This is a genomic window from Streptomyces coeruleorubidus (genome assembly GCF_008705135.1).
In the GTDB taxonomy this organism is placed as follows: domain Bacteria; phylum Actinomycetota; class Actinomycetes; order Streptomycetales; family Streptomycetaceae; genus Streptomyces; species Streptomyces coeruleofuscus.
In genome coordinates this window covers 1,454,760-1,480,642 of sequence record NZ_CP023694.1, presented here as the reverse complement: position 1 = coordinate 1,480,642, position 25,883 = coordinate 1,454,760, and the positions used below count along the sequence as shown (strand labels likewise).

The following is a 25,883-nucleotide window of genomic DNA, read 5'->3' as shown; positions in this document are numbered from 1 at the left end:
AACCTACGAGAGGTGCTCGACGAGGTCCGCGGGCACGTCTGTGTGGCACGGCTGAGGCGCGCACCAGCAGGCCGGCGCCGTGCGGCACAGCTTGTTCATCGAGGTCAGCCGGTTTCAACCCAGGACGTCGTTTCAGCTGGTGCACCGGCGGTCGCCGACGAGTGCTGACAGGGGGCCGTGGCGGTCGGCTCAGAAGGCCGGTGCGGACCGCTCCGTGAGCCGGTTCCGGTGCCGTGCGCCGAGCACGGCGTCCCGCAGCCGTTCCTGGGCAATCGTCAGGCACGCGTAGACCGCTCCTTGTGCCGTCGACAGCCCGATCTGATGCGGAACCGTCCTGATCTCCGGCACCGCCGGAAGGCTCTGGTCGAGCCGCTCGCGCACCTGGGGAAGGACGACGTCGACGAGCGGGCGCAGCCGGCCCACGAAGTAGACCGACTCCGGGTCCAGCGTCACCGCGACGACACTGACAGCGGTCACGATCGCGGTCGTGAACGCTCGCAGCACTTCGGCATGCGGCGCCTCGGCGTGCGGTTGCAGCCAGAGATCCTCGACGCGCTCCAGGTCGAGCCCCCGCTGGCGAGCGAACCGGAGGAGACCTCGGGTGCTCAGCAGGTCGTCGAGGTTCTCGTCGCCGACTCCGGAGGAGAGCACACCGATGTCGCCGAAGGTGGGTGTACTTCCCCGGGCGAGCTCGTGATCCGTGCAGCCGGCGAAGTTGAGTATGGTGCTGACGCTGAAGAGCGCGGCGTTCCTGATGGTGGCGTCGTCGGTGAGGATCGCGAGCAGGGACGCGTTGGCATCGCTGTCGAGCAGCACAGGGGCGTCGACCAGGGCTTCGACAGCTCGCTGGAGGCCTGTGCCCGCGAAGATTTTCATCGACTGCGCGGGGCCGAAGATCTCCGTGCCGCCCCGGACCCGGCCGGGCACCGCGGCGACGACCTGACGCAGAGGACCCTGCGCGGATCGGGCGGCCTGCCCGATCAGGTCGACCAGCCATCGCGCGGCGTCCTGAACCTCATGGTGATCGGCGGTGGGGACCGTCACATGCTGGATCTCCCGGCCTCTCAGGTCGGTCACCAGCACACCGGTGGTCCGGGCGCCGAAGCTGACACCGGCGACGTGGCCGGTCGTGCCCGGCAGGTCCAGATAGGTGGACCGGCGGCCGCGGCCGGTGATCTCGTCGACCCCACCGTCGACGACGAAGCCGTCGGCACGCAGCTCTTCCACCGCTCTGGACACCGTGGCCTTGCTCAGGCCCGTCAGCTCGATGAGCTTGTTCCGTGTCAAGGGCGCGTGGGAGAGGACCACGTCGAGGACCGATGCCTTGTTGTAGTCGCGTGAGGTCGGGTTGGTCACGTGATGACCATAGCGAGCCCCGTGCGCCACCCGGCAGTGACCGGTTTGGGCGGTACGGCCAAGGGGTTCGGCGCGAAAAAAGTTTCTAGTTTCAGGTTGGAACTGGAACGAAGGATGGTATGTTTCCGGCCAACGCAGCGAGCAACCCCGGAACAAGACTGAAGGTGTGCCTGCCGATGACTTCAACGCTGAGTCGGGCAATCGCCCACTACCCCAACCGGTTCGACCCCGGGGTACTGAGCGAGCTCCCCGAGCACCTCCAAGAGACCATCCAGCGCCGGAACAAGGTGCTGGGGCCTGGCTACACCCTGATCTACAGGGAGCCGGTCGAGTTCGTCGCCGGTCACGGCGCCCACCTGATCGACCGCCACGGCAACGACTACCTCGACGCCTACAACAACGTCCCCTGCGTCGGTCACGCCCACCCCCACGTGGCCGAGGCCGTCGCCCGCCAGATGGCGGTGGTCAACACCAACACGCGCTATGTCCAGGAAGCCCTGGTCGACTACGCGGAGCGGCTGCTTTCGACCTTCCCCGAGGAACTGTCCAAGCTGAGCATCGCGTGCAGCGGGTCGGAGGCGAACGACCTGGCGGTGCGGGTGGCGCGGTTCCACACGGGCGGCGAGGGCATTATCGTGACCCGCTGGGCCTACCACGGCATCACCCGGGAGGTGGCGAGCTTCTCACCGACCCTCGGCGCGGGCTCGCCGCTGGGCCCGAACGTCCGGCTCATCGACGCTCCAGACCCGCGCCTCGTCGCGCCCGGGTCCACGCTCGCCGAGCACATGCGGCAGCAGGTGCGCGGCGCGATCGACGACCTCGAACGCCACGGCTACCGTCTCGCGGCCCTGATCACCGACTGCGCCCACAGCAGCGACGGCATCTTCACCGACCCTCCCGGCTACATGCAGGCCGTGGTGGAGGAGGTGCACGCGGCCGGCGGTGTCTACATCGCGGACGAGGTCCAGTCGGGGTTCGCCCGGCTCGGGGAGTCGATGTGGGGCTTCAGCCGCCACGGTGTGGTGCCGGACATCGTCACCATGGGCAAGCCGATGGGCAACGGCCTGCCGATCTCGGGTGTGGTCTTCCGCCCCGAGGTCAGCGAGGAGTTCGGACGCAACGTCCGCTACTTCAACACCTTCGGCGGCAGCTCCATCCCGGTGGCCGCCGGTGCGGCGGTGCTGGACGTCTTCGAGAAGGAGAACGTGCAGCAGCGCGTCCTGGAGAACGGCAACGCTCTGCGCGCGGGACTGCGGGAGATCACCGAGAATTCCCCCTACGTCGCCGAAGTCCGCGGCGCCGGTCTCTACGTCGGCGTGGAGATCGTCAAGGACCGGGAAACCCTCGAGCCCGACCGCGCACTGACCGAAGACGTCATCAATGACATGCGCGATCGCCGCATCCTGATCAGCGGCACGGGCACGTCGGCGAACACGCTGAAGATCCGGCCTCCGCTGGCCTTCGACTCCGCCGATGTGACGCGATTCCTGGACACGTTCGCCGAGGTCGCGAAAAACCGTTTGTGACGGGCCGGCCGAAGGGACTGACCGTGAACGCCTCACCAGCTACGAACTATGCTCAGCGGCTCCTCGAGGAGAGCGGCCTGACGTCCTCCCACGAGCCCATCGGCGAGATGCTGGTGAGCATAGTCCTCGAGGAGCACTACCGCCTCGACGGGCGCTTGGAGCGACTGGCGACCGAGAAGGACGACACGTTCAGGCTCAGCACCGACTCGGGCGACTACCTCGTGAAGGTCTCACCACCTGACGAGGCGGAGGCGGTGGTCGCCCTCCAGACCGCCGCGATGCGCTACCTCGAAACCACCGCTCCGCACCTGCCCGTCCAGCGGGTGAAGCTGACCGCCGGCGGAGACGACCATGTCACGATCAGGCTGAACGACGGCAGGCCCCGGGTCCTGCGGGTGTTCGACTTCGTCGAAGGCCAGGTCCTGGCCGATGCGAACCCGGACGCGGGGCGGCTCGCCAAGGCCGGCGAGATGCTGGGGCTGATCGACGTGGCGCTCAGGCCGTTCACGCACCCGGCGGACCGACGAGGTCTTGCATGGGACCTCCGGCATTTCCACCAGCTGACCGAACTCGTCGAGCACACGCCGAGCCCCGAGCACCGCCAATTGGCCCGATCGGTCTTCCGGCTCTTCGGCGACAGTGTCGTCCCGAGGCTGAGTGATCTCGAAACGCAAGTGATCCACGGTGACTTCAGCCCTTACAACATCGTGGTGGATCCAAAGAGCGATCACTTCGTCACCGGTGTCATCGACTTCGGCGACACGGTGCGCAGTGCGGTGATCTTCGACCCCGCCGTTCCCATGGCGAACCTGCTCGGCAGGACGCCGGATCAGCCCTGGCGGGACGCCTGCGCCTTCGCCGCCGGCTACCAACGGCAGCGGCCGGTCCAGGCCCCGGAACTTCCGCTGCTCCCGGTTGCCGCGTTGGCCCGGCTCACACTGCGTGCGCTGATCACGAACTGGCGCGCGGAGCACGCACCCGAACGGCGCGCGTACCTCCTCGGTCACGCCAAGGACGACTGGATCAATGTCGAGCGTTCCCTGGCCGTGAGCCTGGACGACGTCGTCGCACACCTCGGGGAAGCCCGTCACGGGCATTCCTGAAAAGCAAGTCCCGAACATGTGCAGTTTTCCTCAACGGAGACAGGAGCATTCTCATGGCCATTCCCTCGTTGCAGTTCCGGCCGAAATACGTCTCGTTCGACTGCTACGGCACGCTGATCGAATACCCGATCACCCCCATCACGCGTGAGCTGGTGGGCGACCAGATCCCCGCGGAGCAGTGGGACCAGTTCGTGCGGGAGTTCCGCGGCTACCGCTACGACCAGGTCCGTGGCGAGTACTACCCCTACGAGCAGGTGCTGCAGGACTCCTTCGAGCGGGTCTGCCGCAAGTGGGGTGTGAAGGCGGCGCCGGACGCGGGCAAGCGGTTCGCCGACGGCGTCCGCAGCTGGGGGCCCCATCCGGACGTGGTGGAGCCGCTGAAGAAGATGGGCGAGCACTACAAGCTGGTGATCCTGTCCAACGCCGACGACTCCTTCCTCGCGGAGAGCGTGCCGAAGCTCGGGGCGGACTTCCACGCGGTCTTCACCGCGGAGCAGGCCGGCTACTACAAGCCCCGGTACGCGGCGTTCGAGTACATGCTCGACCAGCTCGACGCATCCCCCGAAGACTTCCTGCACGTCGCCTCGCACACCCGTTACGACCACCAGTCGATGCACGACATGGGCTTCCGCAACCTGATCCTGCTGGACCGCGGCTACGACCCGGTGACCCACGGCTACGACTACGTGACGGTGAAGTCCCTGGACGACCTCAACACCATGCAGCATCTGACGCAGGCGCAGACGTTTCACCTAGTGGGCCGGCATGGCACACACGACGCACGGCTCCGAGAGTTCCGCCACCCTGTGGGTGTGCGGTGCCATAGCGGGCGGGCCGTCCGGCCAGAGGTCGTCCCAGGTCCGGTAGCAGCCGATCTCACGGCAGTGCTCGGCGCACACCGGATCACCCCAGTAGGGGACCGGCAACGGCGTAATACCGTCGCCAGAGGAGCGGCCCGTCAGGCGGCGGTAGATCCAGGGCAGCAGGTGCTGCCGGGCGAACCGCAGGTCCGCCGCGCGGCGCATGGCCCAGCCGGGCGGCAGCGTCGTCGGCATCGGGGTGCGCCACTCGGTGTCCTCGGGCTCGTGGCCGAGCGCCTGCCACACCGCCTCCGCGACCCGCCGGTGGCCCTCGCCCGTCAGGTGCAGCCGGTCCACGTCCCACATCCGCGGGTCGGCGAGCGAGGGGGCGCCGTACAGGTCGACGACGATCGCGTCGTGCCGGGCGGCGAGCTCGTCGACGCAGACGAACAGCTCCTCCATGCGCGGCCGGAACCGCTCCAGGACGGGACCCCGGCGGCCCGGGCTGCGCATCAGCACGAGCTGCTTGCAGGACGGGGCCAGCCGCTCCACGGCCTCCTCCAGGAGTCCGCGCACCCGGCCCATGTCGCACTTCGGCCGCAGCGTGTCGTTGAGCCCGCCGACCAGGGTGACGACGTCGGCCTCCATGGCCGCCGCCACGTCCACCTGCTCGTCGACGATCTGCCGGATCAGCTTGCCGCGCACGGCGAGGTTGGCGTAGCGGAAGCCGGGCGTGCGGGCCGCCATCCGCGCGGCGAGGAGATCGGCCCAGCCCCGGTAGGTGCCGTCGGGCAACAGGTCCGACATGCCCTCGGTGAAGGAGTCGCCGACCGCGACGAGGCTGCTGTAGGTGGGGTTCGTGTGCATGGCGACGGAAATAGTATCTCGTGCACATACCCAGCAGTCGGTCACCCCGTCCGGGGGCCTCGGGCAGCCGGGCCCTCACACCCGCTGGCCGAACAGCTCCCGCAGTACGTCCTCCATGGTCACGAGGCCGGCCAGCCTGCCGTCCGCCCCGAGGACGGCCGCGAGGTGCGTACGGCTGCCCCGCATCGCCGTGAGGACGTCGTCCAGCGGCGTGTGCTCCCGGACGCGCGCGATGGGCCGCATGTCCCGCAGCCGGAACGGCACATCGCGCCCGGCGGCCTCCAGCGCGTCCTTCACATGCAGATAGCCGACGATCCGCCGCCCCTCGTCCACCACCGGGAAGCGGGAGAACCCGGACTCCGCCGACAGCCGCTCCAGCCCGTCGGGAGTGACGCCCACGCGCGCGTACACCACGCGTTCCAGCGGCAGCACCACGTCACGCACCGGCCGGCGGCCCAGTTCCAGCGCGTCGTGCAGCCGCTCCTGGGCGCGGTCGTCGATGAGGCCGGCCTCGCTGGAGTCCTTCACGATCTGCGCTATCTCGGCGTCCGAGTAGGACGCGGCGACCTCCTCCCGCGCCTCCACGCGCAGCAGCTTCAGCAGGGTGTTGGCGAACGCGTTCACCGTGAAGATCACCGGACGCAGCGCCCGGGACAGCGTCACCAGGGGCGGGCCGAGTGTCAGCGCGCTGCGCACCGGCTCGGCGAGCGCGATGTTCTTCGGCACCATCTCGCCGAGCAGCATGTGCAGATACGTGGCCAGGGCCAGCGCGATCACGAAGGACACCGCGTGCCCCGCGCCCTCGGGCACGCCCATGGCATGGAACACCGGCTCCAGCAGGTGCGCGATCGCCGGCTCGGCCACCACGCCCAGCACCAGCGTGCACAGCGTGATGCCGAGCTGCGCGGCCGCCATCAGCGCGGACACGTGCTCCAGGCCCCACAGCACGCTCTTGGCGCGCCGGTCACCCCGGTCGGCGTAGGGCTCGATCTGGCTGCGGCGCACCGAGATCAACGCGAACTCGGCGCCGACGAAGAAGGCGTTGACGACGAGCGTCGCCAGACCGATCAGCAGCTGGACGACGGTCACAGCTCCACTCCCTTCTCGTCGGGCTTCTCGTCGTCGAGGGGCGCTTGCAGCCGGACGCGCGCGGCCCGGCGGCCCGTGGCGTCCTGGACCTCCATCCGCCAGCCGGCGACCTCGAGGGTGTCACCCACGGCCGGTATCCGGCCGAGCACCGTCGCCACCAGCCCGGCGAGCGTCTCGTACGGCCCCTCCGGTGCGCGCAGCCCCACGTTTTCGAGCTGGTCCACACGCGCGGAGCCGTCGGCCGAGTACAGGGCGTGCCCGTCCTCGTCCGTGCCGGCCGGCGCGAGGTCGGGCAGCTCGTGCGGGTCGTGCTCGTCGCGCACCTCGCCGACGACCTCCTCGACGATGTCCTCCAGGGTGGCCACGCCCGCCGTGCCGCCGTACTCGTCGATCACCACGGCCATCGTGCGTTTGCCGGAGAGCCGGTCCAGGAGCCGGTCGACGGTGAGCGTCTCCGGGACCAGCAGCGGCTCGCGCATCAGCTCGGAGACGAAGATGCGGGTCCGGCGCTCCGCCGGTACCGCCAGCACGTCCTTGACGTGCGCCGTCCCGACGACCGAGTCGAGGGTGCCGCGGTAGACGGGGAACCGGGACAGGCCCGTCGCCCGGGTCGCGTTCGCCACGTCCTCCAGGGTCGCCTGCACCTCCAGGGCGACGACCTGCACCCGGGGCGTCATCACGTTCTCCGCGGTCAGGTCGGCCAGGTTCAGCGTCCGTACGAACAGCTCGGCGGTGTCGGCCGCCAGCACGCCTTCCCTGGCGGAGTGGCGGGCGAGCGCCGCCAGCTCCTGCGGCCCGCGCGCCGACGCCAGCTCCTCGGCGGGCTCCACACCGATCCGGCGCACGACACGGTTCGCCGTGTTGTTGAGGTGCCTGATGAAGGGCCGGAACGCGGCGCTGAACCAGCGCTGGGCGTTGCCCACGGTCTTGGCGACCGCCAGCGGCGACGAGATCGCCCAGTTCTTGGGCACCAGCTCGCCGACGACCATCAGGAACACCGTGGACAGAGCCGTGCCCAGCACCAGCGCCAGGCTGTGCGACGCCGACCGTGAGACGCCGATGTCCTCCAGCGGCCCGGCGATCAGCGCGGCGATCGACGGCTCGGCGAGCATGCCGACGACCAGGTTCGTGACCGTGATGCCGAGCTGTGCGCCGGAGAGCTGGAACGTCAGGTTCCGTACGGCCTTGAGCGCGCCCTGCGCGCCCCGCTCGCCGCGTGCCGCCGCCTGCTCCAGCTCGGCGCGCTCGACCGTGGTGAGGGAGAACTCGGCCGCCACGAAGGCGCCGCAGGCGATCGAGAGCAGGATCGCCGCCAGGAGGAGGAGCACTTCGGTCATCGGTTCACCCCCGTTCCATGGTTCTCCAGGACGGGGCGGAACGCGCGGTGTCGCGTACTGGGAGGCTCGCCCATGGGCGGACGCTCACAACCTTTCATGCAGACCGAGTGGCCACCCAAGAGTAAAGGATGGGCAAAACCGTCCACTGCCTCCCAGCCCGGCACGCCTAGTCCGTGAGGGGCTTCACCCAGCGCCGCCACTGTTCCTCGGGCCCGTACCCGGCGGCGCCCCACGCCCGGTGGGCGGTCTCGTTGCGTGTGAGCACCATCGCGTCCGCGCGCCGCCCGCCGAGTCGTACGAATCGCTCCTCGGCCGCGGCGAGCAGCGCGGAGGCGATGCCCTGGCGGCGGTGGTCCGGATGCACGGCCAGCCGGTAGAGGTGGCAGCGCCAGCCGTCGAACCCCGCGATCACCGTGCCTGCCAGCTCGCCGCCCCGCTCCGCCAGGATCAGGGCCTCGGGGTCGCGCGCGACCAGCCGCTCCACCCCCGTGCGGTCGTCACTGATGCTCGTGCCCTCGGCGGCCACCTTCCAGAAGGCCAGCACGCTGTCGAGGTCCTCGGGCGTCGCGGCCCGGATACGCAGATCGGTCATGCCATGATCGCATCACGCACGGCGGCCCCCGGGCGCACCATTTCAGAATCCGGACGTCAGGCCCCGCGCACCCGCTCCATGACCGGCGCGAACGCCTCCATGTAGGGCTCCAGGACGGTCAGATACGTGAAGCCGTAGCGCTCGCGCCGCGCCAGGACCTGCTCCGTGAGCTCGTCCAGGGTGCCGACCAGGGAGACGGGGAGCTCCAGGACCTGGTCCACCGTCATGTCCGGGATGTGTTCGAGGAAGGGCCGGACCGCGGCCTCGCGGTCGTCGGTGCCGATCACCATCTGGAGGAGCAGGTTCAGCTCGGGCGGCTCCTCGCGGTGGTCCTCCGCGAACTTCAGGTACCGCGCCACGCGTTCGTCGAGCTCGTCCGCCGTGATCGGCGACAACTGCCCGGTGGTGCTGCCCGGCGCCGTACGCGCCCCGGTGAACGCCGCGATGTCGGCGTGCTCGGCGCTCAGCCGCAGCATCCGGTCGCCGTTCCCGCCGATCAGCAGCGGCACCCGGGGCCGCTGCGCCGCCTGCGGCTGGTGCTCGGCCGAGCCCAGCAGCCGCTTCAACTCCTCGACCGTGCGCCGCAGATGGCCGACCCGCTCTCCGGGCGAGCCGAACGGCAGCCCGGCGCTGTCGTGCTCCGCCCGTACGTAGCCGGTGCCGAGGCCGAGCTCCAGCCGGCCGCCCGTCAGCGCGTCCGTCGTGGCCACCTCGCGGGCCAGCAGCGCCGGGTTCCAGAAGCCCGCGTTGAGCGTGAACGTGCCGAGCCTCGGCCGCTCGGTGGCCTCGGCCGCCGCCACCAGCGCCGGGAAGGGCGCCGGCATGCCCAAATGGTCGGGGACGAGGATCACGTCGTACCCGAGCTCCTCGGCCCGGCGGCACTTGGCGCGCCACTCCCCGGCGGACGCGGGTTCGAGCAGGTTGACCCCGAAGCGGAACGGACGCGACATGAACTCTCCTCACACGAAAGCGACTTGAGTGCCCGCCGCGATTCCATCACTCGTGCGCGATGGCCGCCAGTACGTTCATGCGCGATGCACGCAACGCCGGGAGCAGCGCCGCCACGACTCCCACGACAGCCGAGCCGATCACCACCGCGACGATCGTGAACCACGGGATCGCGAGGGCCGTCATGCCCTGGAGGGCCAGCACCTCGTGTGTGCACACGCCCCACACCAGTCCCAGTGCGAGCCCCAGGACGGCCCCGAACACCGCGATCACCACCGACTCCAGCCGGATCATCCGCCGCAGCTGCCGCCGCGCCAGTCCGATCGCCCGCAGCAGCCCGATCTCCCTGGTGCGCTCGACGACCGACAGCGCGAGGGTGTTGACCACCCCGAGCACCGCGATGATGATCGCCAGTCCCAGCAGCGCGTACACGAGGTACAGCAGGACGGCGATCTGGTCGTGGACCAGCTGCTTGTAGTCGGCCAGGTCCCGCGCCTGCACCTGCGGGTACGGATCCAGGGTCCGCTCCAGGTTCGCGCGCAGGTCGTCGTCGCTCGTGCCGGGGGCGGCGTTGACGTACAGCGCGGAGTCCTGCCCGCCGGGCGCGTACCGCTCCAGGGTGGCGAGGCCGAAGTAGAGCCCGCCCTGCGTGCCGAACCCCTCGGCGGCGTCCTGGTCGGTGAGGGCGCCCACCGTCAGCTCGCCCCTGCGCCCGCCCGGGAACTCCACCGGGACCGTGCCGCCCACCCGTACGCCGTGGTCGCGCGCGAAGTCCCGGTCCATGGCGAGGCGCCCGCTCGCGAGCGCGGCCGCCGAGTCCCCTTGTACGTACGTGATGTTGGCGACCTCGTCGAGCCGCGGATCGTAGCCCGCCGCGGTCGTCTCCACGCGGTCGCCGTCCGGGAGCCGCACCGCGACCGGCGTGAACCGCCCCCGCACGAGCAGGCCCACGCCCTCGGTGCCGCGCACCTCGTCGGTGACCTCCTTCGGGAACGGCAGGAAGTTGGTGTTCTGGATCACGAAGTCGGCGCCCAGCGTCTTGTCGATCTGCTGGTCGAACGAGGCGGTCATCGACTCGCTCGCCACCGACATCCCGCCGACCAGGGCGAGGCCCACCATGAGGGCGGCCGCGGTGGCTCCGGTACGGCGGGGATTGCGCAGGGCGTTGCGCTGGCTCATCCGGCCGATCGACCCGAACAGCGCGGGGAAGGCCGCGCCGAGCACGCGGATCACCGGGCGCACCAGCAGCGGACCGGCGATCACGGTCGCGATCAGGGAGAGCACGACACCGAGCCCCAGCATGGACGCCGCCGACGACGTCTGCTCCGACACCGCGCACCCCACGAGCGCCGCCGCACCGGCCGCCCCGACGACCGCGCCCGCCACCGCCCGCACTCGCAGCGGCCGGCCCACCCCGGCGACCTCGGCGTCCGAGAGGGCGGCCATCGGCGAGACCCCCGAGGCCCGCCGCGCCGGCAGGTACGCGGCGACGAAGGTGACACCGAGACCGACGACGTACGCCGTCACGGGCGTCACCCAGCCGATGACCATCTCGTCGGCGGCGATGTTCATGCCGAGCAGGCCCATCAGCTCGATGAGCCCGGCCGCGAGCCCGATGCCCACGGCGAGTCCCAGCGTGGAGCCGACCAGACCGAGCAGGAGGGCCTCGGCGAGCACCGAGCGGCGGACCTGGCGCCGGTCGGCGCCGAGCGCGCGCAGCAGCCCCAGCTCGCGGGTGCGCTGGGCGATGAGCATGGAGAAGGTGTTGACGATCAGGAACACGCCCACCAGCACGGCAATTCCAGCGAAGCCGACCATGACGTACTTGATGACGTCCAGGAATCCGCCCAGCTGCTCGACGTCCGACTTCGCCTGCTCGTCGGCGGTCCTGAAGTCGTAGGTGTGCGCGCCGAGCGCGGCGGCCACGCGCTGCTTGAGCTGCTCGTCGGTGACGCCGTCGGCGGCGTCGACCGAGATGCCGGTGGCCGCCCGGGGGTTGCCCAGCAGCTTCGTCGGCGCGGTGGAGGGGTCGAGGAAGACCAGTGCGGCGCCGGGGTTGGTGGTGGTGAACGTGGCGATGCCGACGACCCGGACCTCGAACGACCCCGGCGGCGCGATCACGGTGAGCGTATCGCCGATGCGCACGCCTTTGCGGTCGGCGGTCTCCGAGTCGAGCAGTGCCTGCCCGTCGCCGCGCGGGGCGTGACCGGAGGTCAGTTCCACGGGGCTGCGCTCGGTCGGGTTCCAGGCGGTGCCGAGGGTGGGAGCCCCGGTGGTGGGACCGACCGGCTCGTTCTCCTCGTCGACGACGGTGAGGCCGTCCACGTCCACCTCGGCGCGTGCCGCCGCGACGCCGTCGACCTGCCGCACGCGTTCGGCGAGCGCGCCCGGCAGGGTGGCCGTCCGGCCCGAGGGCACCGCCTCGTCGAGGTCCTCCTTCGGGCTCACGGTGACATCGGCCGCGGTGGAGGCGAACAGCCGGTCGAACGTACGGCTGACGGTGTCCGAGAAGATCAGGCTGCCCGTGACGAACGCGACGGACAGCAGGACGGCGAGCGCCGAGAGCAGCAGCCGCCCCTTGTGCGCCAGGAAGCTCCTCAGGGTCGCCTTGAGCACGGGATCAGTTCTCCTCGGACGCCGCCGGGGCGTCGTCGAAACGGGTCCGGATCACGTCGAAACGCTTCATGCGCTCCAGCACGGACTCCGCCGTCGGCCGCCGCATCTCGTCGACGATCCGGCCGTCCCCGAGGAAGAGCACCAGGTCGGAGTGGGCGGCGGCGCCCGGGTCGTGGGTGACCATGACGACGGTCTGCCCGAGCTGGTCCACCGCCTCGCGCAGGAAGCCGAGCACCTCCAGGCCGGCGCGCGAGTCGAGGTTGCCGGTCGGCTCGTCCGCGAAGATCAGCTCGGGCCGGGAGGCCAGCGCCCGCGCACAGGCCACCCGCTGCTGCTGGCCGCCGGAGAGCTGCGACGGCCGGTGCTTGAGGCGGTCCCGGATGCCGAGGGTGTCGATCACCTGGTCCAGCCACTTCTCGTCGGGCCTCTTGCCCGCGATGTCCATGGGCAGGGTGATGTTCTCCAGCGCGTTCAGGGTCGGGATGAGGTTGAACGACTGGAACATGAACCCGATCCGGTCGCGGCGCAGCCGCGTCAGCTCGCGCTCCCTCAGACCCGTGATCTCCGTGTCGCCGAGCCACACCTGCCCGGCCGAGACGGTGTCGAGCCCCGCCAGGCAGTGCATCAGCGTGGACTTCCCGGAGCCCGACGGCCCCATCACCGCGGTGAACCGGCCGCGGACGATGTCGACGTCCACCGCGTCGAGCGCGAGCACGGTCGTCTCGCCCGAGCCGTACGCCTTGGTCAGACCGCGGGCCCGGGCCGCGATCCCGTCGGCCGGCGCGAGGCCGGGGACGTGCTCCGCAGCAGGTGTGGACAAGGCCGCCTCCTCAGGGTGGACGTCGGATTTCGTCACCTTGCCCGAGGGTAATGTGACGCGGCCCACAGTCGGTATCCTCCTCGGGTCGGAGTCCCGCCCTTGCCGGTGCTAGCACCTCCGCGCTAGCTTCGAGGTATGGCGAAGACCCAGCTGAACGTGCGAGTCGACGAAGGCACCGCCCGAGCCGCCCGCGAACGCGCCCTGGCCCGCGGCATGAGCGTCAACCGCTACATCGAGGAGCTGGTCAGGCAGGACACCGGCGAGGTGGGCCACACGTTCGTGGAGGCCGCCGCCGACTTCATGAAGCAGTACGAGTCCGTCTTCGCCGAGGAGTTCGGCCCGGACCGTGAAGGCACGCGCGAAGGTCGCCGCTGAACCCTTGAACAACCTCCGGATCGACCTCGCCTGGCTGCTGATGCTCGCCGAGCAGAAAACCCCGGGAGACCCCCAGGTCACCGACTGGGGAGCCCTCGTCGCCGCCGTCGCACGCCACCAGGCCGCCATATTCGACGTCCCCGTCTACGACAGCCCGCACGCCCGCGCCGCCGCCCTGCTCCAGCTCCTGATCCACGTCCCCGCGCTGGAACGCTCCAACGCCCTGTTCGCCTCCGCCGTCGCCTACGCGTACCTCGTCGCCAGCGGCGCCAAGGTCGTCACCTCACCCGAGCAGGTCCGCGACCTCGCCCGGCTGGTCAAGAGCGGCGAGGCGTCCGTGCGGGACATCGAGCAGGAGCTGCGCCAGTGGAGCCTGTGACCTGGCTGGACTACGAAGCGACCGGGCGCCATGCCGTGCCCAGTACGCAGTACGAGAGGGGCAGCGTCGGCCCCTGCTCCGGCATCAGCACCTGCCGGTAGGGGCCGAGCTCGAAACCGGCGTCCCGCAGCGCCCGCACCGGCTCCCGCGCCAGATGGCAGCCCCCGCTCACCACCGGCCACACCGTCCGGTCCAGCGCGCGCTGGCTGAAGGTCATCACCCGGCCGCCGCCCCGGCCGTGCTCGAAGAACCGCACCTCACCGCCCGGCCGCAACACCCGCCGCAGCTCCCCGAGCGCCCGGGGCACGTCCCGCACACTGCACAGGACCAGGGACACCACGGCCGCGTCGAAGCCCTCGCTCTTGACCGGCAGCGCCTCGGCCGCACCCGGCACCACATCGACCGGCACGTCCGCGCGCAGGGCGGCCTCCACGGCCAGCTTCCGCAGCCGCCGCTCCGGCTCGATGGCCACGACCTCGGAGACGGTGCCCGGGTAGTGGGCGAAGTTCAGCCCGTTGCCCGCGCCGATCTCGATCACCCGTCCCGACAGCCCGCCGAGCAGCCGCTCGCGGACTCCGCCCACGCCCATCCGGGTCTCGACGGTGACACTGATCCGGGCGTAGCAACGGGCGAACACCGGATGGTGCACGGCATCCCGTGGCACCTTGCCGGAGCGGGCGGACCGGAGCGGCATGGAGACCTCCCTGACGAGGCGGGCCTTACCGCGATTGTCCCCCGGACGAGCCCGGCGCACCCCTGCCGTCTAGTGCAGGAGTACACGGCCCAGCACCGGCCGATGGTCACTCCCCGTCGCGTCCAGTGCCGACACCTCCGTCACCTCGACGCCCCGCCCCAGCACCTGGTCGATCCGCGCCACCGGCACGGCGGCAGGCCAGCTGAACGCGAACCCCGAGGCCGGAGCGTCGAGCCGGGAGGTGAGCGGACCGAGCCCGCGGTCCTGCACGGTGCCGTTGAGGTCGCCCACGACCAGGAGCCGGCCGGCCGGGTCGTCGGCGATCCGGGCCCCGAGCAGAGCCGCGCTCTCGTCACGGGCCGCCGAGGCGAACCCCGTCGGACCCAGCCGGACGGACGGCAGGTGGACCACGTACACGGCGACCTCCCCGCCGGGCGCGGCCACCGTGGCCCGCAGAGCGCGCCGCCAGCTCTCCGGGAAGCCCTCGGGCCGGATGTCCACGGGCCGCACGTCCGACAGAGGCCAGGCCGACCAGAGCCCGACCGTGCCGTGGACAGCCCGGTGCGGATGGGAAGTGCCCAGGACGTCCTCGAACACGGGCCGCCGCGCGGGCGTGAGCTCCTGCACGGCCACCAGCCCCGCGCGGGTGGCACGCAGCGCCCGCGCGGTGCCCGCCGGGTCGGCGTTGTCGTCGGCCACGTTGTGCTGGACGACGGTCAGGTCGTACGACTCCGGCGGCGAGGAGAACCACAGCCCGCCGAACATCCACAGCCAGACCGCCACGGGCACGAGGCAGGCGAGGAGTCCCGCCACCGACCGCCTGAGCACGGCGAGGCAGACGAGGAGAGGCACGGTCACGCCCAGCCACGGCAGGAACGTCTCCAGGAGGCTCCCGAGACGCCCGACACCATTGGGCACGGCGGAGTGCAGGGTCAGGAGACCGGCGACACCGACGGCGCCCCCGACGAGCCAGGCGTCCCACGGCCGTCCGCCTCTCACCAGCACCTCCCTAGCCGAGTTCGGCAGCCAGCAACGCGGCCGTCCTGGCCACCAGCGGATTGTCGGCCGCGGCGTCCTCCTCGGGCTGGGTCGTCAGGACCGACAGCACGATCGGGGGGCCGTCCGGCGGCCAGGTGATGCCCACGTCGTTGGCGCCGCCGTGCCGTCCGCCGCCGGTCTTGTCGGCGAGCAGCCAGTCGGCGGGCAGGCCCTTGCGGAACTTCTCGGTGCTGGTGGTGTTCCGCAGCAGCCAGTCCGTGAGCCGTGCGCGGTCCCGGGGCTCCAGCGCGTCGCCGAGCACGAGACGGGCGTAGGACAGGCCGATCGCGCGGGGAGACGTCGTGTCGGTCACGCGCCACGGTTCCGCGCTGTTGAGCTCCGGCTCCCACCGGTCGAGCCGGGTGACACCGTCGCCGATCGAGCGGGCGAAGCGCGTGATGGCGGTCGGTCCGCCCAGCTCCTTCAGCAGCAGGTTGCCCGCGGCGTTGTCGCTGAAGCGGATGGTCGCGTCGCACAGTTCGCCGACGGTCATGCCGGTCGCGAGGTTCTCCTGGGTGACCGGGGAGAATCCCGACTTCGTGACGTAGTCCTGGGTGTACCGGATGCGCCGGGCCAGGAACTCGCCGTCTCGGTCGAGGTCGCGCAGGACGGCCGCGGCGGCGAGCGTCTTGAACACCGAGGCCATCGGGAAGCGTTCGTCGGCCCGGTACGCCACCGCCCGGCCCGTGCGGAGATTGCGGGCGTACACGCCCAGCCGGGCGGTGTGCTCCCGCTCCAGTTCCCTCAGCAGTGCGGTGACGCCGCCCGTGGCGGGTAAGGCGTGGGCCGTGCCGCCGCCCAGCGAGAGAGCGGCGGCGGCGCCCAGCACGAGGGCCGTTCGACGGGACGGGCGTGGGTGTGTGGTGTGCACGGTGTTCCCTTCGGAGGTGATCACGTACGCAGTCCAACACGCGATCACGTCCGCGCCGGTTTCACCGCGCGCCCGCCGGAACTCTCAGGACGCCCTGGGCGCCTCCCGCACCTGGAACGCATCCGCGTCCCACGTGCCGTCCAGGCGCGGCGCCAGCCAGTGCGGCGCGGCCGCCCGGAAAGCGGCGGGGGAGAGGGCCCCCGACCCGGCGGGAACCGAGCCCAGCAACGGCGCACCGGCCACGTCCGGCAGGTCCGCGAGATTGCAGCGCGAAGCGAGGTCCGGCGCGGCGGGCCAGCTCCCGATCACGATCCCCGCCAGATCCAGCCCCCGGGAGCGGAGTTCACGCGCCGTCAGCTCCGTCGTGTTCAGGGTGCCGAGCCCCGCCGACGCCACGACCAGCACCGGCGCCGACAGCAGCCGGGCCGCGTCCGCCAGGGTGCCGCCGGCCGGGTCGAACCGTACGAGCAGTCCGCCCGCGCCCTCGACCAGCACCAGGTCGTGCTCCGTGGCCAGCTTGGCGGCGGCCTCCGCGACCGCGTGCGGGTGCACCGGCGCGCGACCGGCCCGGCGGGCGGCCGTGGCGGGCGCCAACGGCTCGGGATAACGGGCGAGTTCCGCCGCCGTCACGGCACCCGCGAGCCGCGCGACCTCGGCGGCGTCCCCCGGCTCGTCCGGCCGTACGCCTGTCTGCGCGGCCTTCAGCACGGCCACCGAACGCCCGGCCGCCAGCGCCGTCGCGGCCACCGCGGCGGTCACGACCGTCTTGCCGACCTCCGTGCCCGTGCCCGTGATCACCAGTACCGACATGTCATCCCTCCCGCGCCGCCGCGCACACCGCCCGCGCGATGCGCGCCACGTCCGCGTCGCCCGTCACGTACGGCGGCATGGTGTAGATCAGATCGCGGAACGGCCGCAGCCACACGCCCTCGCGTACGGCCGCCTCCGTGGCCGCCTTCATGTCCACGGCGTGATCCAGCTGCACGACGCCGATGGCGCCGAGCACCCGCACGTCCTCGACGCCCGGAAGATCCGAAGCCGCCGCGAGCCCGTCCCGGAGCCCCGCCTCGATCCGCTTGACCTCCGTGAGCCAGTCCTGGCCGAGCAGCAGCTCGATCGAGGCGCAGGCCACCGCAGCCGCCAGCGGATTGCCCATGAAGGTCGGGCCGTGCGCCAGCACCGGCACCTCGCCGCGCGAGATGCCGTCGGCCACCCGCGAGGTGCACAGCGTCGCCGCCATCGTCAGGTAACCACCGGTCAGCGCCTTGCCCACGCACATCACATCCGGCGTCACCGCCGCGTGCTCCGCCGCGAACAACGCGCCCGTACGGCCGAAGCCGGTCGCGATCTCGTCGAACACCAGCAGCACGTCGTGCGCGTCGCACGCCTCGCGCAACACCCGCAGGTAGGCGGGGGAGTGGAACCGCATCCCGCCCGCGCCCTGCACCACCGGCTCCACGATCACCGCGGCCAGCTCGTCGGCGTGCCGCTCGATCGACGCCCGCAGCTCCTCGGCGTACGACTCCTCGTACGCGGCCGGAGGCGGACCGACGAACACCTGACGCGGCAGCACCCCGCTCCACAACTCGTGCATCCCGCCCTCGGGATCGCACACCGACATCGGCTGCCAGGTGTCGCCGTGGTAGCCGCCGCGCCAGGTCAGCAGCCGCTGCTTGCGCGGGCGGCCCAGCGAGCGCCAGTACTGGAGGCACATCTTGACCGCGACCTCGACCGACACGGACCCGGAGTCGGCGAGGAACACATGCTCCAGACCCTCGGGCGACATGTCGACAAGGAGCTTCGCCAGCCGTACGGCGGGCTCGTGGGTGAGCCCGCCGAACATCACATGGCTCATCCGCTCCAGTTGCCCGCGCGCCGCCTCGTTCAGCACCGGGTGGTTGTAGCCGTGGATCGCCGACCACCAGGACGACATGCCGTCGACCAGCTCTCCCGAGCCGTCGGCGAGCCGCAGCCGTACCCCGCTCGCCGACTCCACGACGAGCGGTTCGTGCCGGCCGGGCATCGGGCCGTACGGATGCCACACGTGCCGCCGGTCGAGCTCCAGCAGTTCGGGCACCGTCAGCTCAGGCATTGGGCGCGAGGTCCGTTCCGGCCCCCCGGCGGCGGACGGCGACCAGGTCGGTACGGGGCTCGTCAACTCGCGCATCAGATGCGGAACCGCAGACCCCGCCGCTCTCGTCCGAACCGCACCCGCCACCGTCGTGGCAACCGCCGGCCGCGCGGTGCTCCGGCAGCGTCACCTGGTCGGTGCCCTCCACCTCGAACCCGGCGTCCGCGATCATCTCCAGGTCGGCCTTGCCCGCCTGGCCCTCGGTGGTGAGGTAGTCGCCGAGGAAGATCGAGTTGGCCAGGTGCAGGGCGAGCGGCTGCATCGTGCGCAGATGGACCTCCCGGCCGCCCGCGATGCGCACCTCGACGTCCGGGCACACGAAGCGCACCATGGCCAGGATCCTCAGGCAGCGCTGCGGGGTGAGGTTCCACTCCTTGGCGAGCGGGGTGCCCTCGACCGGGATCAGGAAGTTGACCGGGACCGAGTCCGGGTCCAGCTCGCGCAGCGAGAAGACGACGTCGACCAGGTCCTCGTCCGACTCGCCCATGCCGGCGATCAGCCCGGAGCAGGCGGACAGCCCCGCCGCATGGGCCTTCTCGACGGTGTCCACGCGGTCGGCGTACGTGTGGGTGGTGGTGATCTCCCCGTACGTCGCCTCGGACGTGTTGAGGTTGTGGTTGTAGGCGTCGGCGCCCGCCTCGCGCAGCCGCTCGGCCTGTCCGTCGGAGAGCAGCCCGAGGCAGGCGCACACCTCGACGCCCTCGTTCTTCTCCTTGATGGTCCTGATCGTCTCGGAGACCCGGTCCACGTCCCGGTCCGTCGGACCGCGCCCGCTGGCCACGAGGCACACCCGCTTGGCGCCCCCGGCCACACCGGCCGCCGCCGCGTCGGAGGCCTGGTCCGGTTTGAGCCAGGTGTACTTCAGGATGCCGGCCTGAGAGCCGAGCCGCTGCGAACAGTACGAGCAGTCCTCGGGGCACAGGCCGGACTTCAGGTTGACGAGATAGTTGAGTTTCACCCGCCGGCCGAACCAGTGCCGGCGCACCTTCCCGGCCGCGGCCACCACATCGAGCAGGTCGTCGTCGGACGTCGCGAGGACGGCCAGTGCCTCTTCTCGGGTCGGCACCTCGCGCCGAAGCCCCTTGTCCACCAGCGTGTTCAGCAGGTCCATGGGAGCCGATCCTGTCCTACGGAGGCGCCCGGGGCCAAGGAGACTTCGTACAACAGAGTCGCTTCGAGGTGTGGGTATTGCCACACACTGACCTGCTGGAGGTCCCGCTAGTGTCTGTGCACTGCCTACAAATTCCCCGGAGGACCACCCATGGCGTTCGGCTGGATCGACGAGCAGGCGCGGCTGCGCCGCCACGCCGGACTCGTACGGACTCTGCGCCCCCGTCCGGCCGTTTCCCCGCTCCTCGACCTGGCGAGCAACGACTACCTGGGACTGGCCCACCATCCCGAGGTCACCGAGGGCGCGGCCCGTGCCGCGCGGGTCTGGGGCGGCGGCTCGACCGGCTCCCGGCTCGTCACCGGCAGCACCGAACTGCACGCCGAACTGGAACAGGAACTGGCCGATTTCTGCGGTGCCGAGGCGGCCCTCGTCTTCTCCTCCGGCTACGCGGCCAACCTCGCGGCGGTCACCGCGCTGGCACCGCACGGCTCCCTCATCGTCTCCGACGCGGGCAACCACGCTTCGCTCATCGACGGCTGCCGGCTGGCCCGCGGCACGACTCAGGTCGTGGCGCACGCCGAGCCGGACGCCGTGCGCAAGGCGCTGCACACGCACCAGGGCCCGGCGATCACCGTGTCCGACACGGTCTTCTCGGTCGACGGCGACGCGGCCCCGCTCGCCGCGCTCGCCGAGGCGTGCCGTGAGCACGGCGCCGGACTGGTGGTAGACGACGCCCACGGCCTGGGCGTCCTCGGCGACGGCGGCCGCGGCGCCCCGCACGCGGCGGGACTCGCGGGCGCCGACGACGTGGTGGTGACGGTCACGCTGTCCAAGTCGCTCGGCAGCCAGGGCGGAGCCGTCCTCGGCCCCGCCCGGGTGATCGACCACCTGGTCAACGCGGCACGGACGTTCATCTTCGACACGGGTCTCGCCCCCGCGGCGGCGGGGGCGGCCCTGTCGGCACTGCGGCTGCTGCGCCGCGAGCCGGAGCGCGCGGCGCGGGCCCGTGCGGTGGCGGGCGAGCTGTACGCACGCCTGACCGCCGCGGGCCTGGAAGCGGTACGTCCGGACGCCGCGGTGGTCTCGGTGCGGGCGCCCTCTCCCGAGGACGCCGTGCGCTGGGCGGCCGAGTGCCGCGCGGCGGGCCTGGCTGTGGGCTGCTTCCGTCCTCCTTCCGTACCCGACGGCATCTCACGGCTCAGGCTGACGGCCCGCGCGGACCTGACCGGCGAACAGATCGAACGCGCTGTACGACTGATCGGCGAGACGCGGCCATGAGTCGGCGTGACACGGCCGTGAGTCGCTCGACGACGGACTGATCGGAAGTGGTCGGGATTCGGCTCAGATGCGGTCGACCGCGGCCGTGAACTCCGCCCAGCTCTTCGCTGAGAAGAGCAGCGCGGGCCCGGCCGGGTCCTTGGAGTCGCGCACGGCGAGCAGCCCGGCCCAGGGCGGGGCGTCCGGACACGCGGTCTCGACGCAGTTGTTCGCGCCGGTGCTGTAGCTGCTGCGCAACCACCGCGCACCGTGCAGCTCGATGCTTGAGGGGACGTGACGAGGCAGTGCACGCATGGTGCCTCCTTACGCGCCGGCGGCTGTCCCGGCGATGAAATCCAACGAGTCCTCGGGCGAAAGGGCGTGGATCTGAAGGGCGTTGAAGGCCTCCGTGTAGGCCTGGAGGTCTTCTTTCCGTTCGAGGTAGAGGCTACTCGTCAAGTGGTCGAGAACAACCACATCCAGATCAGATGTGCTCGAAAATGAGAAGATAACGAAAGGGCCGGTGACGCCGATGTGCGCCCCGGCGGCGAAGGGCAGCACTTGGAGCCGCACTTGGGGCAGCCGCGCCGCCTCGACCAGTCGTTCGAGCTGCCGGGCCATGACCCCCGGCCCGCCCACCTCCCTCCGCAGCACCGCCTCGTCCAGGACGGCGCTCAGTTCCAGCGGCGGATCCGCGCGCAGCACGTCCTGGCGGGCCAGCCGCACCTCGACCAGCGTGTCGAGCCGGTCCTCCGACAGTCCCTCCACCGCGGCCTTCGTCACCGCACGGGCGTACTCGGGCGTCTGGAGCAGGCCCGGGACGACGGTGGTCTCCAGCGTGCGCATCGCCCCGGCCTGGGACTCCAGGCTGATGAAGTCCCGGTAGGTCGGCGGCAGCACCCCGCGGTAGGCGTGCCACCAGTGCTGCCGGCCGCCGCTGTCGTCGGACCCCGCCAACATCATGAGCAGCTCGCGCAGTTGCGTGTCCGCCACGGCGTACGCGTCGAGAAGTAACCGCACATCGGTCGGTTTCACCCCGCTCGTGCCCGTCTCGATACGGCTGACCTTCGACTGGTGCCAGCCCACCAGCCGGGCCGCCTCACCACTGGTGAGCCCCGCCGAGGTGCGCAGCGCGCGAAGTTCGGCGCCCAGTTTCCGGCGGCGCACCGCGGGACCGTGCTGCATGGGCTACTCCTTACTCCTTCCGAGCCACCCAAAAACGGTCTCGCGTCGCAGAGTTCACCGCTTTGAGCGACAGATATATGCATATCTTGGTGGATCGCCGCCCTTGAGGGGTGTTCTGGTGGCACTCTGGCGACGAAGCACCAGTCCGGGACCGTACTCGAACCTTCCGCTCCGTGTCGGACTGCGGTCCCGTTGGGAAAGGGACGACGTCGCCATGGCAGACCATCTGGAAGCATCCGTCACTCTGCCGAGCGATCCCGCCTCGGTCTCCGCGGCGCGCGCCTACGTGGTGGGCACGCTGGCGGAGTGGGGCCTGCCGGCGGACACGGAAGTGTCCGACTCCATCCGGCTCATCATCTCCGAACTCGCCACCAACGCCGTCCAGCACACCTTCGGGCAGTCGCCCACCTTCACGGTGGACATCGCACTCGACCGCGACGAACACCTGCGCATCGGCGTCACGGACAGCCACCCACGACTTCCCAGACGCCTGCCTGCCGCCGTCCAGCAGGACAACGGCCGCGGTCTCGTCATCATCCGCTGGCTGACCGCGGAGTGCGGCGGCAGGCTCAGGATCCGCCCCACCCGCGAGGGCGGCAAGACCATCTCGATCGAACTCCCGTGGACCGGCCCGGCCCGTGACGGCGGCGGGACAGCAGGAGCCGTGAGCTCACCGCGTCTCTGACGTGTGCCGCGCGCGGCCGAACGCCCCGCGCAACAAGGCCCGGAAGGCCTCCACGGCAGGCGCCGCCTCCTCGCCCCGGTAGGCGACCGAGATCGTACGGCGCAGCTCGCCCGCCCCGAGCGGGCGCACCCCGACCGGCGTGACCGACGTCCGCGCCACCATCTCCGGTACGACGCCCACCCCGAGTCCCGCGCTGACCAGCGCGCACACCAGCGCATACCCGGGCGTCGACACCAGGACCGACGGGCTGGCCCCGGCCCCGGCCAGCGCCGCCTCCACACCCTGCCGGGACGGATGCTCCGGCGCCATGCTGATCAGCGGCTGACCCGCCAGTTCCGCCAAGGGAAGCCTGGACGTGCCGTCGGCGAGGGCATGCCCCGGGGCGGTCACCAGCACCAGTTCCTCGACCAGGACCGGCTCCATGCGCACGGAGGCGGGCAGCGGCAGGGCGTCGGCGGGCTCGTACGTGTGCGTCAGGGCCAAGTCGATCTCACCGGTGGCCACCGCCGTGACACCGGTCGGCGGTTCGTGGTCGGCGACGGACAGCTCCACGTCCGGGTGAGCCCGCCGGAACGCGCTGAGCACCGGCGGCAGCAGATGGATGCCCGCCGTCTGGAACGTCCCGAGCCTCAGGAGGCCCCCCGACAGACCGGCCAGCCGGGCCAGTTCGTGGCGGGCCAGTTCCAGCTCGTCGAGCACGCGCCGGGCCCGTGCCACCAGCAGCTCGCCCGCGCCCGTCAGCCGCGCCCCGCGGTGATGCCGGACCAGCAGCGCCGAGCCCGCCTCCCGCTCCAGCTTGGCCAGTTGCTGGGAGAGCGCCGGCGGGGTGTAGCCGAGGCGCTCGGCGGCCCGGGTGATCGACCCGGCCTCCGCGACGGCGACCAGCGCCGCGAGCCGGGTCGGGTCGTACATGCCGCTGACCTCCACAGACCAAAGCAGTGCTTAAGGCCTGCCCAGGATATTCGACATACCTGCTGAAGGCTCCGGCCCGGCAGGCTGGCCGTATGGACGCACAACTCATCGCCTTCACCGGGGTGGCGGCGGGCATGGTCGCCATGCCGGGCGCCGACTTCACGGTCGTCGTGCGCAACGCCCTGGTCTCCCGCCGTGCCGGCGTCGCCTGCGCGCTCGGCATCGCGGGCGGGCTGCTTCTGCACACCGCGCTGGCGGTGGCGGGCGTCGCCGCGGTCCTGGCCGCCGTGCCCGCGCTGTTCCGCGCGCTCCAGCTCCTGGGCGGCGGCTATGTGCTGTACCTGGGAGTGCGGACGCTGTGGTCGCTGCGCCGGCCCCGTGCCGTGCCCGTGGCAGCCACCGGTACCGTCTCGTCCACCGCGCGTCCCCTGCGGCAGGGCTTCGTCACGAACGCCCTGAACCCGAAAGCGCCCATCACCTTCCTCAGTCTGCTGCCGCAGTTCGTGCCCGCGGGCAGTCCCGCGCTGCCCCGGACGCTGCTGCTGGCGCTGATCGTGGTGGTCCTCGCCCTGCTGTGGTTCCCGGCCGTGGCGCTGCTGGTGGACCGGCTGGGCCGGTGGCTGCGCGAACCACGGGCCGCGCGGGCCGTCGAGGGGGTCACCGGCGCCGCGCTGACGCTTCTCGGTGTGCTGCTCCTTCTCGAACCGCTGAGGGCTGGCTGATGGTGCCGCGCAGCGGCGCGGGGATCCGGACGGTGCCCTGGGGCGCCGGCTCCTCCACGGTGGCTTCCGGCCGCCCGGGGCCGCCGTGCATCTCCTCCCGCAGCCCGGCCCGCCGCACCAGCCGGGGGAGCAGCCCCCACAGGCCGACACAGACCAGGAACGTCGCCGCGCCCGCGGCGATGCCGCCGACCCGACTGGTCGTCACGTCCACCACCAGCAGCACCGAACCGCTGAAGGCGAACACCAGTACGATCAGGCCGGTGGTGGCCAGTCGTGAGGAGACCTGCACGATGCGGGGCTTGGCGCCCTGCTGGAAGAGCGAGCGGTGCAGCGCGGCCGGCGCGGTGAACAGCGCCGCTGCCAGGACCGCCAGCAGCAGAGTGATGACGTAGGTGACGCGCTGGACCGTGTCGAGGGACGTGAAGCGCGAGGTGAACGCGAGCGACAACAGGAACGCGAACAGGATCTGTACACCCGTCTGGGTGACCCGGAGCTCCTGGAGCAGCTCGACGAAGTTCCGGTCGGCGCGTTGCAGCGGGGTCTCGCCGCGTGCGGTGCAGGGACGGTGCTCGGCCATGGGGTGACGGGTAACCACTTGAGACCGTGTCACGCTCCGGCGTGCGGCGGCGCGTCAGGGGCGCCGCCGCACGCCGGGCGGATCACTTCACGCGCCCGTACCAGACGCTCTTGGTCCAGATCTTCTGGAGCCGCACCACGTCCCCGCTCTTCGGGGCGTGCCAGAGCTTGTTCTTACCCGCGTAGATACCCACGTGGTACACGTTGCTGCCCGAGTGGAAGAACACCAGGTCTCCCGCCTTGCGGTTCTTGGAGGAGATGTGGCGTGTCTTGTTGTACTGCTGGGCGGCCGTGCGGGGGAGCTTCTTGCCGGCCTTTTTGAACGAGTAGAGCGTGAGCCCGGAGCAGTCGAACCTGTGCGGACCGGTGGCCCCGTACTTGTAGGGCGAACCCTTCTTCGAGGCCGCGATCTGGAGTGCCTTCGTCCCATGGGTGGCTGCCGAGGCCTCCGAGGAGAAGCCGGGGGCCACTATGGAGCCGCCCACCGCGGCGATGGTGAGCGCCGAGGCCGTACCGGCCCGGACCATGAGCGACGGGACACGATTGAGCGCAGTCATGCGCAACCCTTCGTCAGCCGCCTGTGAAGGATGACCTGTCGGATTCGGGCTGGCGAAGTTGCCCGGCCGCTGACGCGGCTTCACCCCAAGGGCTGCTCGGACCCGGTCGTGGCGTGACCGTCCCGGCGACCCGTCGTGCTTGGGTCCTCCACTCCTGCCGATCCACTCCTGTCGACCGGTCATCCAGGCGGCGGCAGGACTCGGCGTCCGCCCGGACCGCCCCGCCGCTGTGGCGGGGGCTTGTCGTCAGTCAGGGATCTTGACTCATGCTTGTCCCGAAATCCCAACGGAACCGGGGATTTGTGTTGTTACTCACCACTCACCCGTTCGGGTGGA

26 protein-coding genes and 1 pseudogene are annotated in these 25,883 nt (G+C 71.2%); 8 read left to right on the top strand and 19 right to left on the bottom strand.

Annotation, left to right across the window (positions count from 1 at the left end):
* Window positions 1-189: 189 nt before the first annotated feature.
* Window positions 190-1,356, bottom strand: coding sequence for an ROK family transcriptional regulator (locus CP976_RS06695; protein ID WP_150479488.1), 1,167 nt, complete (start codon window positions 1,354-1,356; stop codon window positions 190-192).
* A 176-nt stretch (window positions 1,357-1,532) separates the two neighbouring features.
* On the opposite strand from CP976_RS06695, the gene CP976_RS06690 reads away from it, so the two are divergent.
* The 3 genes and pseudogenes from CP976_RS06690 to CP976_RS06680 form a co-directional block, all read left to right on the top strand.
* On the top strand, window positions 1,533-2,882 hold the full coding sequence (locus CP976_RS06690) for an aspartate aminotransferase family protein (RefSeq protein WP_150479487.1): 1,350 nt from the start codon (window positions 1,533-1,535) through the stop codon (window positions 2,880-2,882).
* Between the two features lie 23 nt (window positions 2,883-2,905).
* Window positions 2,906-3,985: a phosphotransferase gene (locus CP976_RS06685; RefSeq protein ID WP_229876063.1), complete on the top strand. Its 1,080-nt coding sequence runs from the start codon at window positions 2,906-2,908 to the stop codon at window positions 3,983-3,985.
* 53 nt (window positions 3,986-4,038) lie between these two features.
* A pseudogene (locus tag CP976_RS06680) lies at window positions 4,039-4,563 on the top strand (HAD-IA family hydrolase); the annotation flags it as partial.
* Window positions 4,564-4,737: 174 nt separating this feature from the next.
* On the opposite strand, the gene CP976_RS06675 reads toward CP976_RS06680, so the two are convergent.
* From CP976_RS06675 to CP976_RS06645, 7 genes are all read right to left on the bottom strand, one after another.
* Window positions 4,738-5,652 (bottom strand): SGNH/GDSL hydrolase family protein, encoded by a 915-nt coding sequence (locus CP976_RS06675; protein ID WP_229876065.1) that lies wholly within the window; start codon window positions 5,650-5,652, stop codon window positions 4,738-4,740.
* A gap of 75 nt (window positions 5,653-5,727) precedes the next feature.
* Window positions 5,728-6,741: a hemolysin family protein gene (locus CP976_RS06670; protein ID WP_150479486.1), complete on the bottom strand. Its 1,014-nt coding sequence runs from the start codon at window positions 6,739-6,741 to the stop codon at window positions 5,728-5,730.
* Window positions 6,738-8,078: a hemolysin family protein gene (locus CP976_RS06665; protein WP_150479485.1), complete on the bottom strand. Its 1,341-nt coding sequence runs from the start codon at window positions 8,076-8,078 to the stop codon at window positions 6,738-6,740. Before CP976_RS06665 ends, CP976_RS06670 begins: the two co-directional genes overlap by 4 nt.
* A 166-nt stretch (window positions 8,079-8,244) precedes the next feature.
* Window positions 8,245-8,670 carry a GNAT family N-acetyltransferase gene (locus tag CP976_RS06660; protein WP_150479484.1) on the bottom strand — a complete coding sequence of 142 codons (426 nt, stop codon included), beginning with the start codon at window positions 8,668-8,670 and terminating at the stop codon, window positions 8,245-8,247.
* A 56-nt stretch (window positions 8,671-8,726) separates the two neighbouring features.
* Entirely contained in the window at window positions 8,727-9,620 is an 894-nt protein-coding gene (locus CP976_RS06655) for an LLM class F420-dependent oxidoreductase (RefSeq protein WP_150479483.1), read from the bottom strand.
* Between the two features lie 46 nt (window positions 9,621-9,666).
* Window positions 9,667-12,234, bottom strand: a complete 2,568-nt coding sequence (locus CP976_RS06650) for an ABC transporter permease (RefSeq protein WP_150479482.1) — start codon at window positions 12,232-12,234, stop codon at window positions 9,667-9,669.
* Window positions 12,235-12,238: 4 nt separating this feature from the next.
* Window positions 12,239-13,054, bottom strand: a complete 816-nt coding sequence (locus CP976_RS06645) for an ABC transporter ATP-binding protein (RefSeq protein WP_150479481.1) — start codon at window positions 13,052-13,054, stop codon at window positions 12,239-12,241.
* 135 nt (window positions 13,055-13,189) lie between these two features.
* Here CP976_RS06645 and CP976_RS06640 point away from each other — a divergent pair, with 135 nt between their 5' ends.
* Both CP976_RS06640 and CP976_RS06635 read left to right on the top strand, forming a co-directional pair.
* Window positions 13,190-13,429, top strand: coding sequence for a toxin-antitoxin system HicB family antitoxin (locus CP976_RS06640; protein ID WP_086853303.1), 240 nt, complete (start codon window positions 13,190-13,192; stop codon window positions 13,427-13,429).
* Between the two features lie 4 nt (window positions 13,430-13,433).
* Entirely contained in the window at window positions 13,434-13,808 is a 375-nt protein-coding gene (locus tag CP976_RS06635) for a fic family toxin-antitoxin system, toxin component (RefSeq protein ID WP_086853323.1), read from the top strand.
* A gap of 10 nt (window positions 13,809-13,818) precedes the next feature.
* On the opposite strand, the gene CP976_RS06630 is transcribed toward CP976_RS06635, so the two are convergent.
* The 6 genes from CP976_RS06630 to bioB all read right to left on the bottom strand — a co-directional run bounded on the left by CP976_RS06630 (window position 13,819) and on the right by bioB (window position 19,653).
* Window positions 13,819-14,502: a class I SAM-dependent methyltransferase gene (locus tag CP976_RS06630; protein ID WP_150479480.1), complete on the bottom strand. Its 684-nt coding sequence runs from the start codon at window positions 14,500-14,502 to the stop codon at window positions 13,819-13,821.
* Window positions 14,503-14,571: 69 nt separating this feature from the next.
* Window positions 14,572-15,501 carry an endonuclease/exonuclease/phosphatase family protein gene (locus CP976_RS06625; RefSeq protein ID WP_150479479.1) on the bottom strand — a complete coding sequence of 310 codons (930 nt, stop codon included), beginning with the start codon at window positions 15,499-15,501 and terminating at the stop codon, window positions 14,572-14,574.
* Between the two features lie 10 nt (window positions 15,502-15,511).
* On the bottom strand, window positions 15,512-16,435 hold the full coding sequence (bla, locus tag CP976_RS06620; RefSeq protein ID WP_229876067.1) for a class A beta-lactamase: 924 nt from the start codon (window positions 16,433-16,435) through the stop codon (window positions 15,512-15,514).
* Between the two features lie 60 nt (window positions 16,436-16,495).
* On the bottom strand, window positions 16,496-17,221 hold the full coding sequence (bioD, locus tag CP976_RS06615) for a dethiobiotin synthase (protein WP_150479478.1): 726 nt from the start codon (window positions 17,219-17,221) through the stop codon (window positions 16,496-16,498).
* A 1-nt stretch (window position 17,222) separates the two neighbouring features.
* Entirely contained in the window at window positions 17,223-18,503 is a 1,281-nt protein-coding gene (locus CP976_RS06610) for an adenosylmethionine--8-amino-7-oxononanoate transaminase (protein WP_150479477.1), read from the bottom strand.
* On the bottom strand, window positions 18,496-19,653 hold the full coding sequence (gene bioB, locus CP976_RS06605) for a biotin synthase BioB (RefSeq protein WP_150479476.1): 1,158 nt from the start codon (window positions 19,651-19,653) through the stop codon (window positions 18,496-18,498). The genes CP976_RS06610 and bioB overlap by 8 nt, the downstream gene beginning before the upstream one ends.
* A gap of 150 nt (window positions 19,654-19,803) precedes the next feature.
* Here bioB and CP976_RS06600 point away from each other — a divergent pair, with 150 nt between their 5' ends.
* Window positions 19,804-20,931, top strand: coding sequence for an 8-amino-7-oxononanoate synthase (locus CP976_RS06600; protein WP_150479475.1), 1,128 nt, complete (start codon window positions 19,804-19,806; stop codon window positions 20,929-20,931).
* A gap of 63 nt (window positions 20,932-20,994) precedes the next feature.
* Here CP976_RS06600 and CP976_RS06595 read toward each other — a convergent pair whose 3' ends face one another.
* Window positions 20,995-21,225, bottom strand: a complete 231-nt coding sequence (locus tag CP976_RS06595; RefSeq protein WP_150479474.1) for a DUF397 domain-containing protein — start codon at window positions 21,223-21,225, stop codon at window positions 20,995-20,997.
* Between the two features lie 9 nt (window positions 21,226-21,234).
* Window positions 21,235-22,095 carry a helix-turn-helix domain-containing protein gene (locus tag CP976_RS06590; protein WP_150479473.1) on the bottom strand — a complete coding sequence of 287 codons (861 nt, stop codon included), beginning with the start codon at window positions 22,093-22,095 and terminating at the stop codon, window positions 21,235-21,237.
* Window positions 22,096-22,309: 214 nt separating this feature from the next.
* Here CP976_RS06590 and CP976_RS06585 point away from each other — a divergent pair, with 214 nt between their 5' ends.
* Window positions 22,310-22,780: an ATP-binding protein gene (locus tag CP976_RS06585; protein ID WP_150479472.1), complete on the top strand. Its 471-nt coding sequence runs from the start codon at window positions 22,310-22,312 to the stop codon at window positions 22,778-22,780.
* Here CP976_RS06585 and CP976_RS06580 read toward each other — a convergent pair.
* Complete coding sequence (locus CP976_RS06580; protein ID WP_150479471.1) at window positions 22,766-23,692, bottom strand: LysR family transcriptional regulator; 927 nt, start codon at window positions 23,690-23,692, stop codon at window positions 22,766-22,768. The genes CP976_RS06585 and CP976_RS06580 overlap by 15 nt on opposite strands.
* Window positions 23,693-23,784: 92 nt before the next feature.
* Between CP976_RS06580 and CP976_RS06575 the strand changes: the two genes are divergently transcribed.
* Window positions 23,785-24,414 (top strand): LysE family translocator, encoded by a 630-nt coding sequence (locus CP976_RS06575; protein ID WP_150479470.1) that lies wholly within the window; start codon window positions 23,785-23,787, stop codon window positions 24,412-24,414.
* Here CP976_RS06575 and CP976_RS06570 read toward each other — a convergent pair.
* Both CP976_RS06570 and CP976_RS06565 read right to left on the bottom strand, forming a co-directional pair.
* Entirely contained in the window at window positions 24,350-24,991 is a 642-nt protein-coding gene (locus CP976_RS06570; RefSeq protein ID WP_150479469.1) for a DUF6328 family protein, read from the bottom strand. The two genes, CP976_RS06575 and CP976_RS06570, sit on opposite strands and share 65 nt — an antisense overlap.
* 82 nt (window positions 24,992-25,073) lie before the next feature.
* Entirely contained in the window at window positions 25,074-25,547 is a 474-nt protein-coding gene (locus CP976_RS06565; RefSeq protein WP_150479468.1) for a C40 family peptidase, read from the bottom strand.
* Window positions 25,548-25,883: the final 336 nt, after the last annotated feature.

Coding starts and splice junctions, on each gene's coding strand:
- CP976_RS06690 (WP_150479487.1), top strand. CDS start 1,533: ATGACTTCAACGCTGAGTCGGGCAATCGCCCACTACCCCAACCGGTTC.
- CP976_RS06675 (WP_229876065.1), bottom strand. CDS start 5,652: ATGCACACGAACCCCACCTACAGCAGCCTCGTCGCGGTCGGCGACTCC.
- CP976_RS06665 (WP_150479485.1), bottom strand. CDS start 8,078: ATGACCGAAGTGCTCCTCCTCCTGGCGGCGATCCTGCTCTCGATCGCC.
- CP976_RS06660 (WP_150479484.1), bottom strand. CDS start 8,670: ATGACCGATCTGCGTATCCGGGCCGCGACGCCCGAGGACCTCGACAGC.
- CP976_RS06655 (WP_150479483.1), bottom strand. CDS start 9,620: ATGTCGCGTCCGTTCCGCTTCGGGGTCAACCTGCTCGAACCCGCGTCC.
- CP976_RS06640 (WP_086853303.1), top strand. CDS start 13,190: ATGGCGAAGACCCAGCTGAACGTGCGAGTCGACGAAGGCACCGCCCGA.
- CP976_RS06630 (WP_150479480.1), bottom strand. CDS start 14,502: ATGCCGCTCCGGTCCGCCCGCTCCGGCAAGGTGCCACGGGATGCCGTG.
- bioD (WP_150479478.1), bottom strand. CDS start 17,221: ATGTCGGTACTGGTGATCACGGGCACGGGCACGGAGGTCGGCAAGACG.
- CP976_RS06610 (WP_150479477.1), bottom strand. CDS start 18,503: ATGCCTGAGCTGACGGTGCCCGAACTGCTGGAGCTCGACCGGCGGCAC.
- bioB (WP_150479476.1), bottom strand. CDS start 19,653: ATGGACCTGCTGAACACGCTGGTGGACAAGGGGCTTCGGCGCGAGGTG.
- CP976_RS06600 (WP_150479475.1), top strand. CDS start 19,804: ATGGCGTTCGGCTGGATCGACGAGCAGGCGCGGCTGCGCCGCCACGCC.
- CP976_RS06595 (WP_150479474.1), bottom strand. CDS start 21,225: ATGCGTGCACTGCCTCGTCACGTCCCCTCAAGCATCGAGCTGCACGGT.
- CP976_RS06590 (WP_150479473.1), bottom strand. CDS start 22,095: ATGCAGCACGGTCCCGCGGTGCGCCGCCGGAAACTGGGCGCCGAACTT.
- CP976_RS06585 (WP_150479472.1), top strand. CDS start 22,310: ATGGCAGACCATCTGGAAGCATCCGTCACTCTGCCGAGCGATCCCGCC.
- CP976_RS06580 (WP_150479471.1), bottom strand. CDS start 23,692: ATGTACGACCCGACCCGGCTCGCGGCGCTGGTCGCCGTCGCGGAGGCC.
- CP976_RS06575 (WP_150479470.1), top strand. CDS start 23,785: ATGGACGCACAACTCATCGCCTTCACCGGGGTGGCGGCGGGCATGGTC.
- CP976_RS06570 (WP_150479469.1), bottom strand. CDS start 24,991: ATGGCCGAGCACCGTCCCTGCACCGCACGCGGCGAGACCCCGCTGCAA.
- CP976_RS06565 (WP_150479468.1), bottom strand. CDS start 25,547: ATGACTGCGCTCAATCGTGTCCCGTCGCTCATGGTCCGGGCCGGTACG.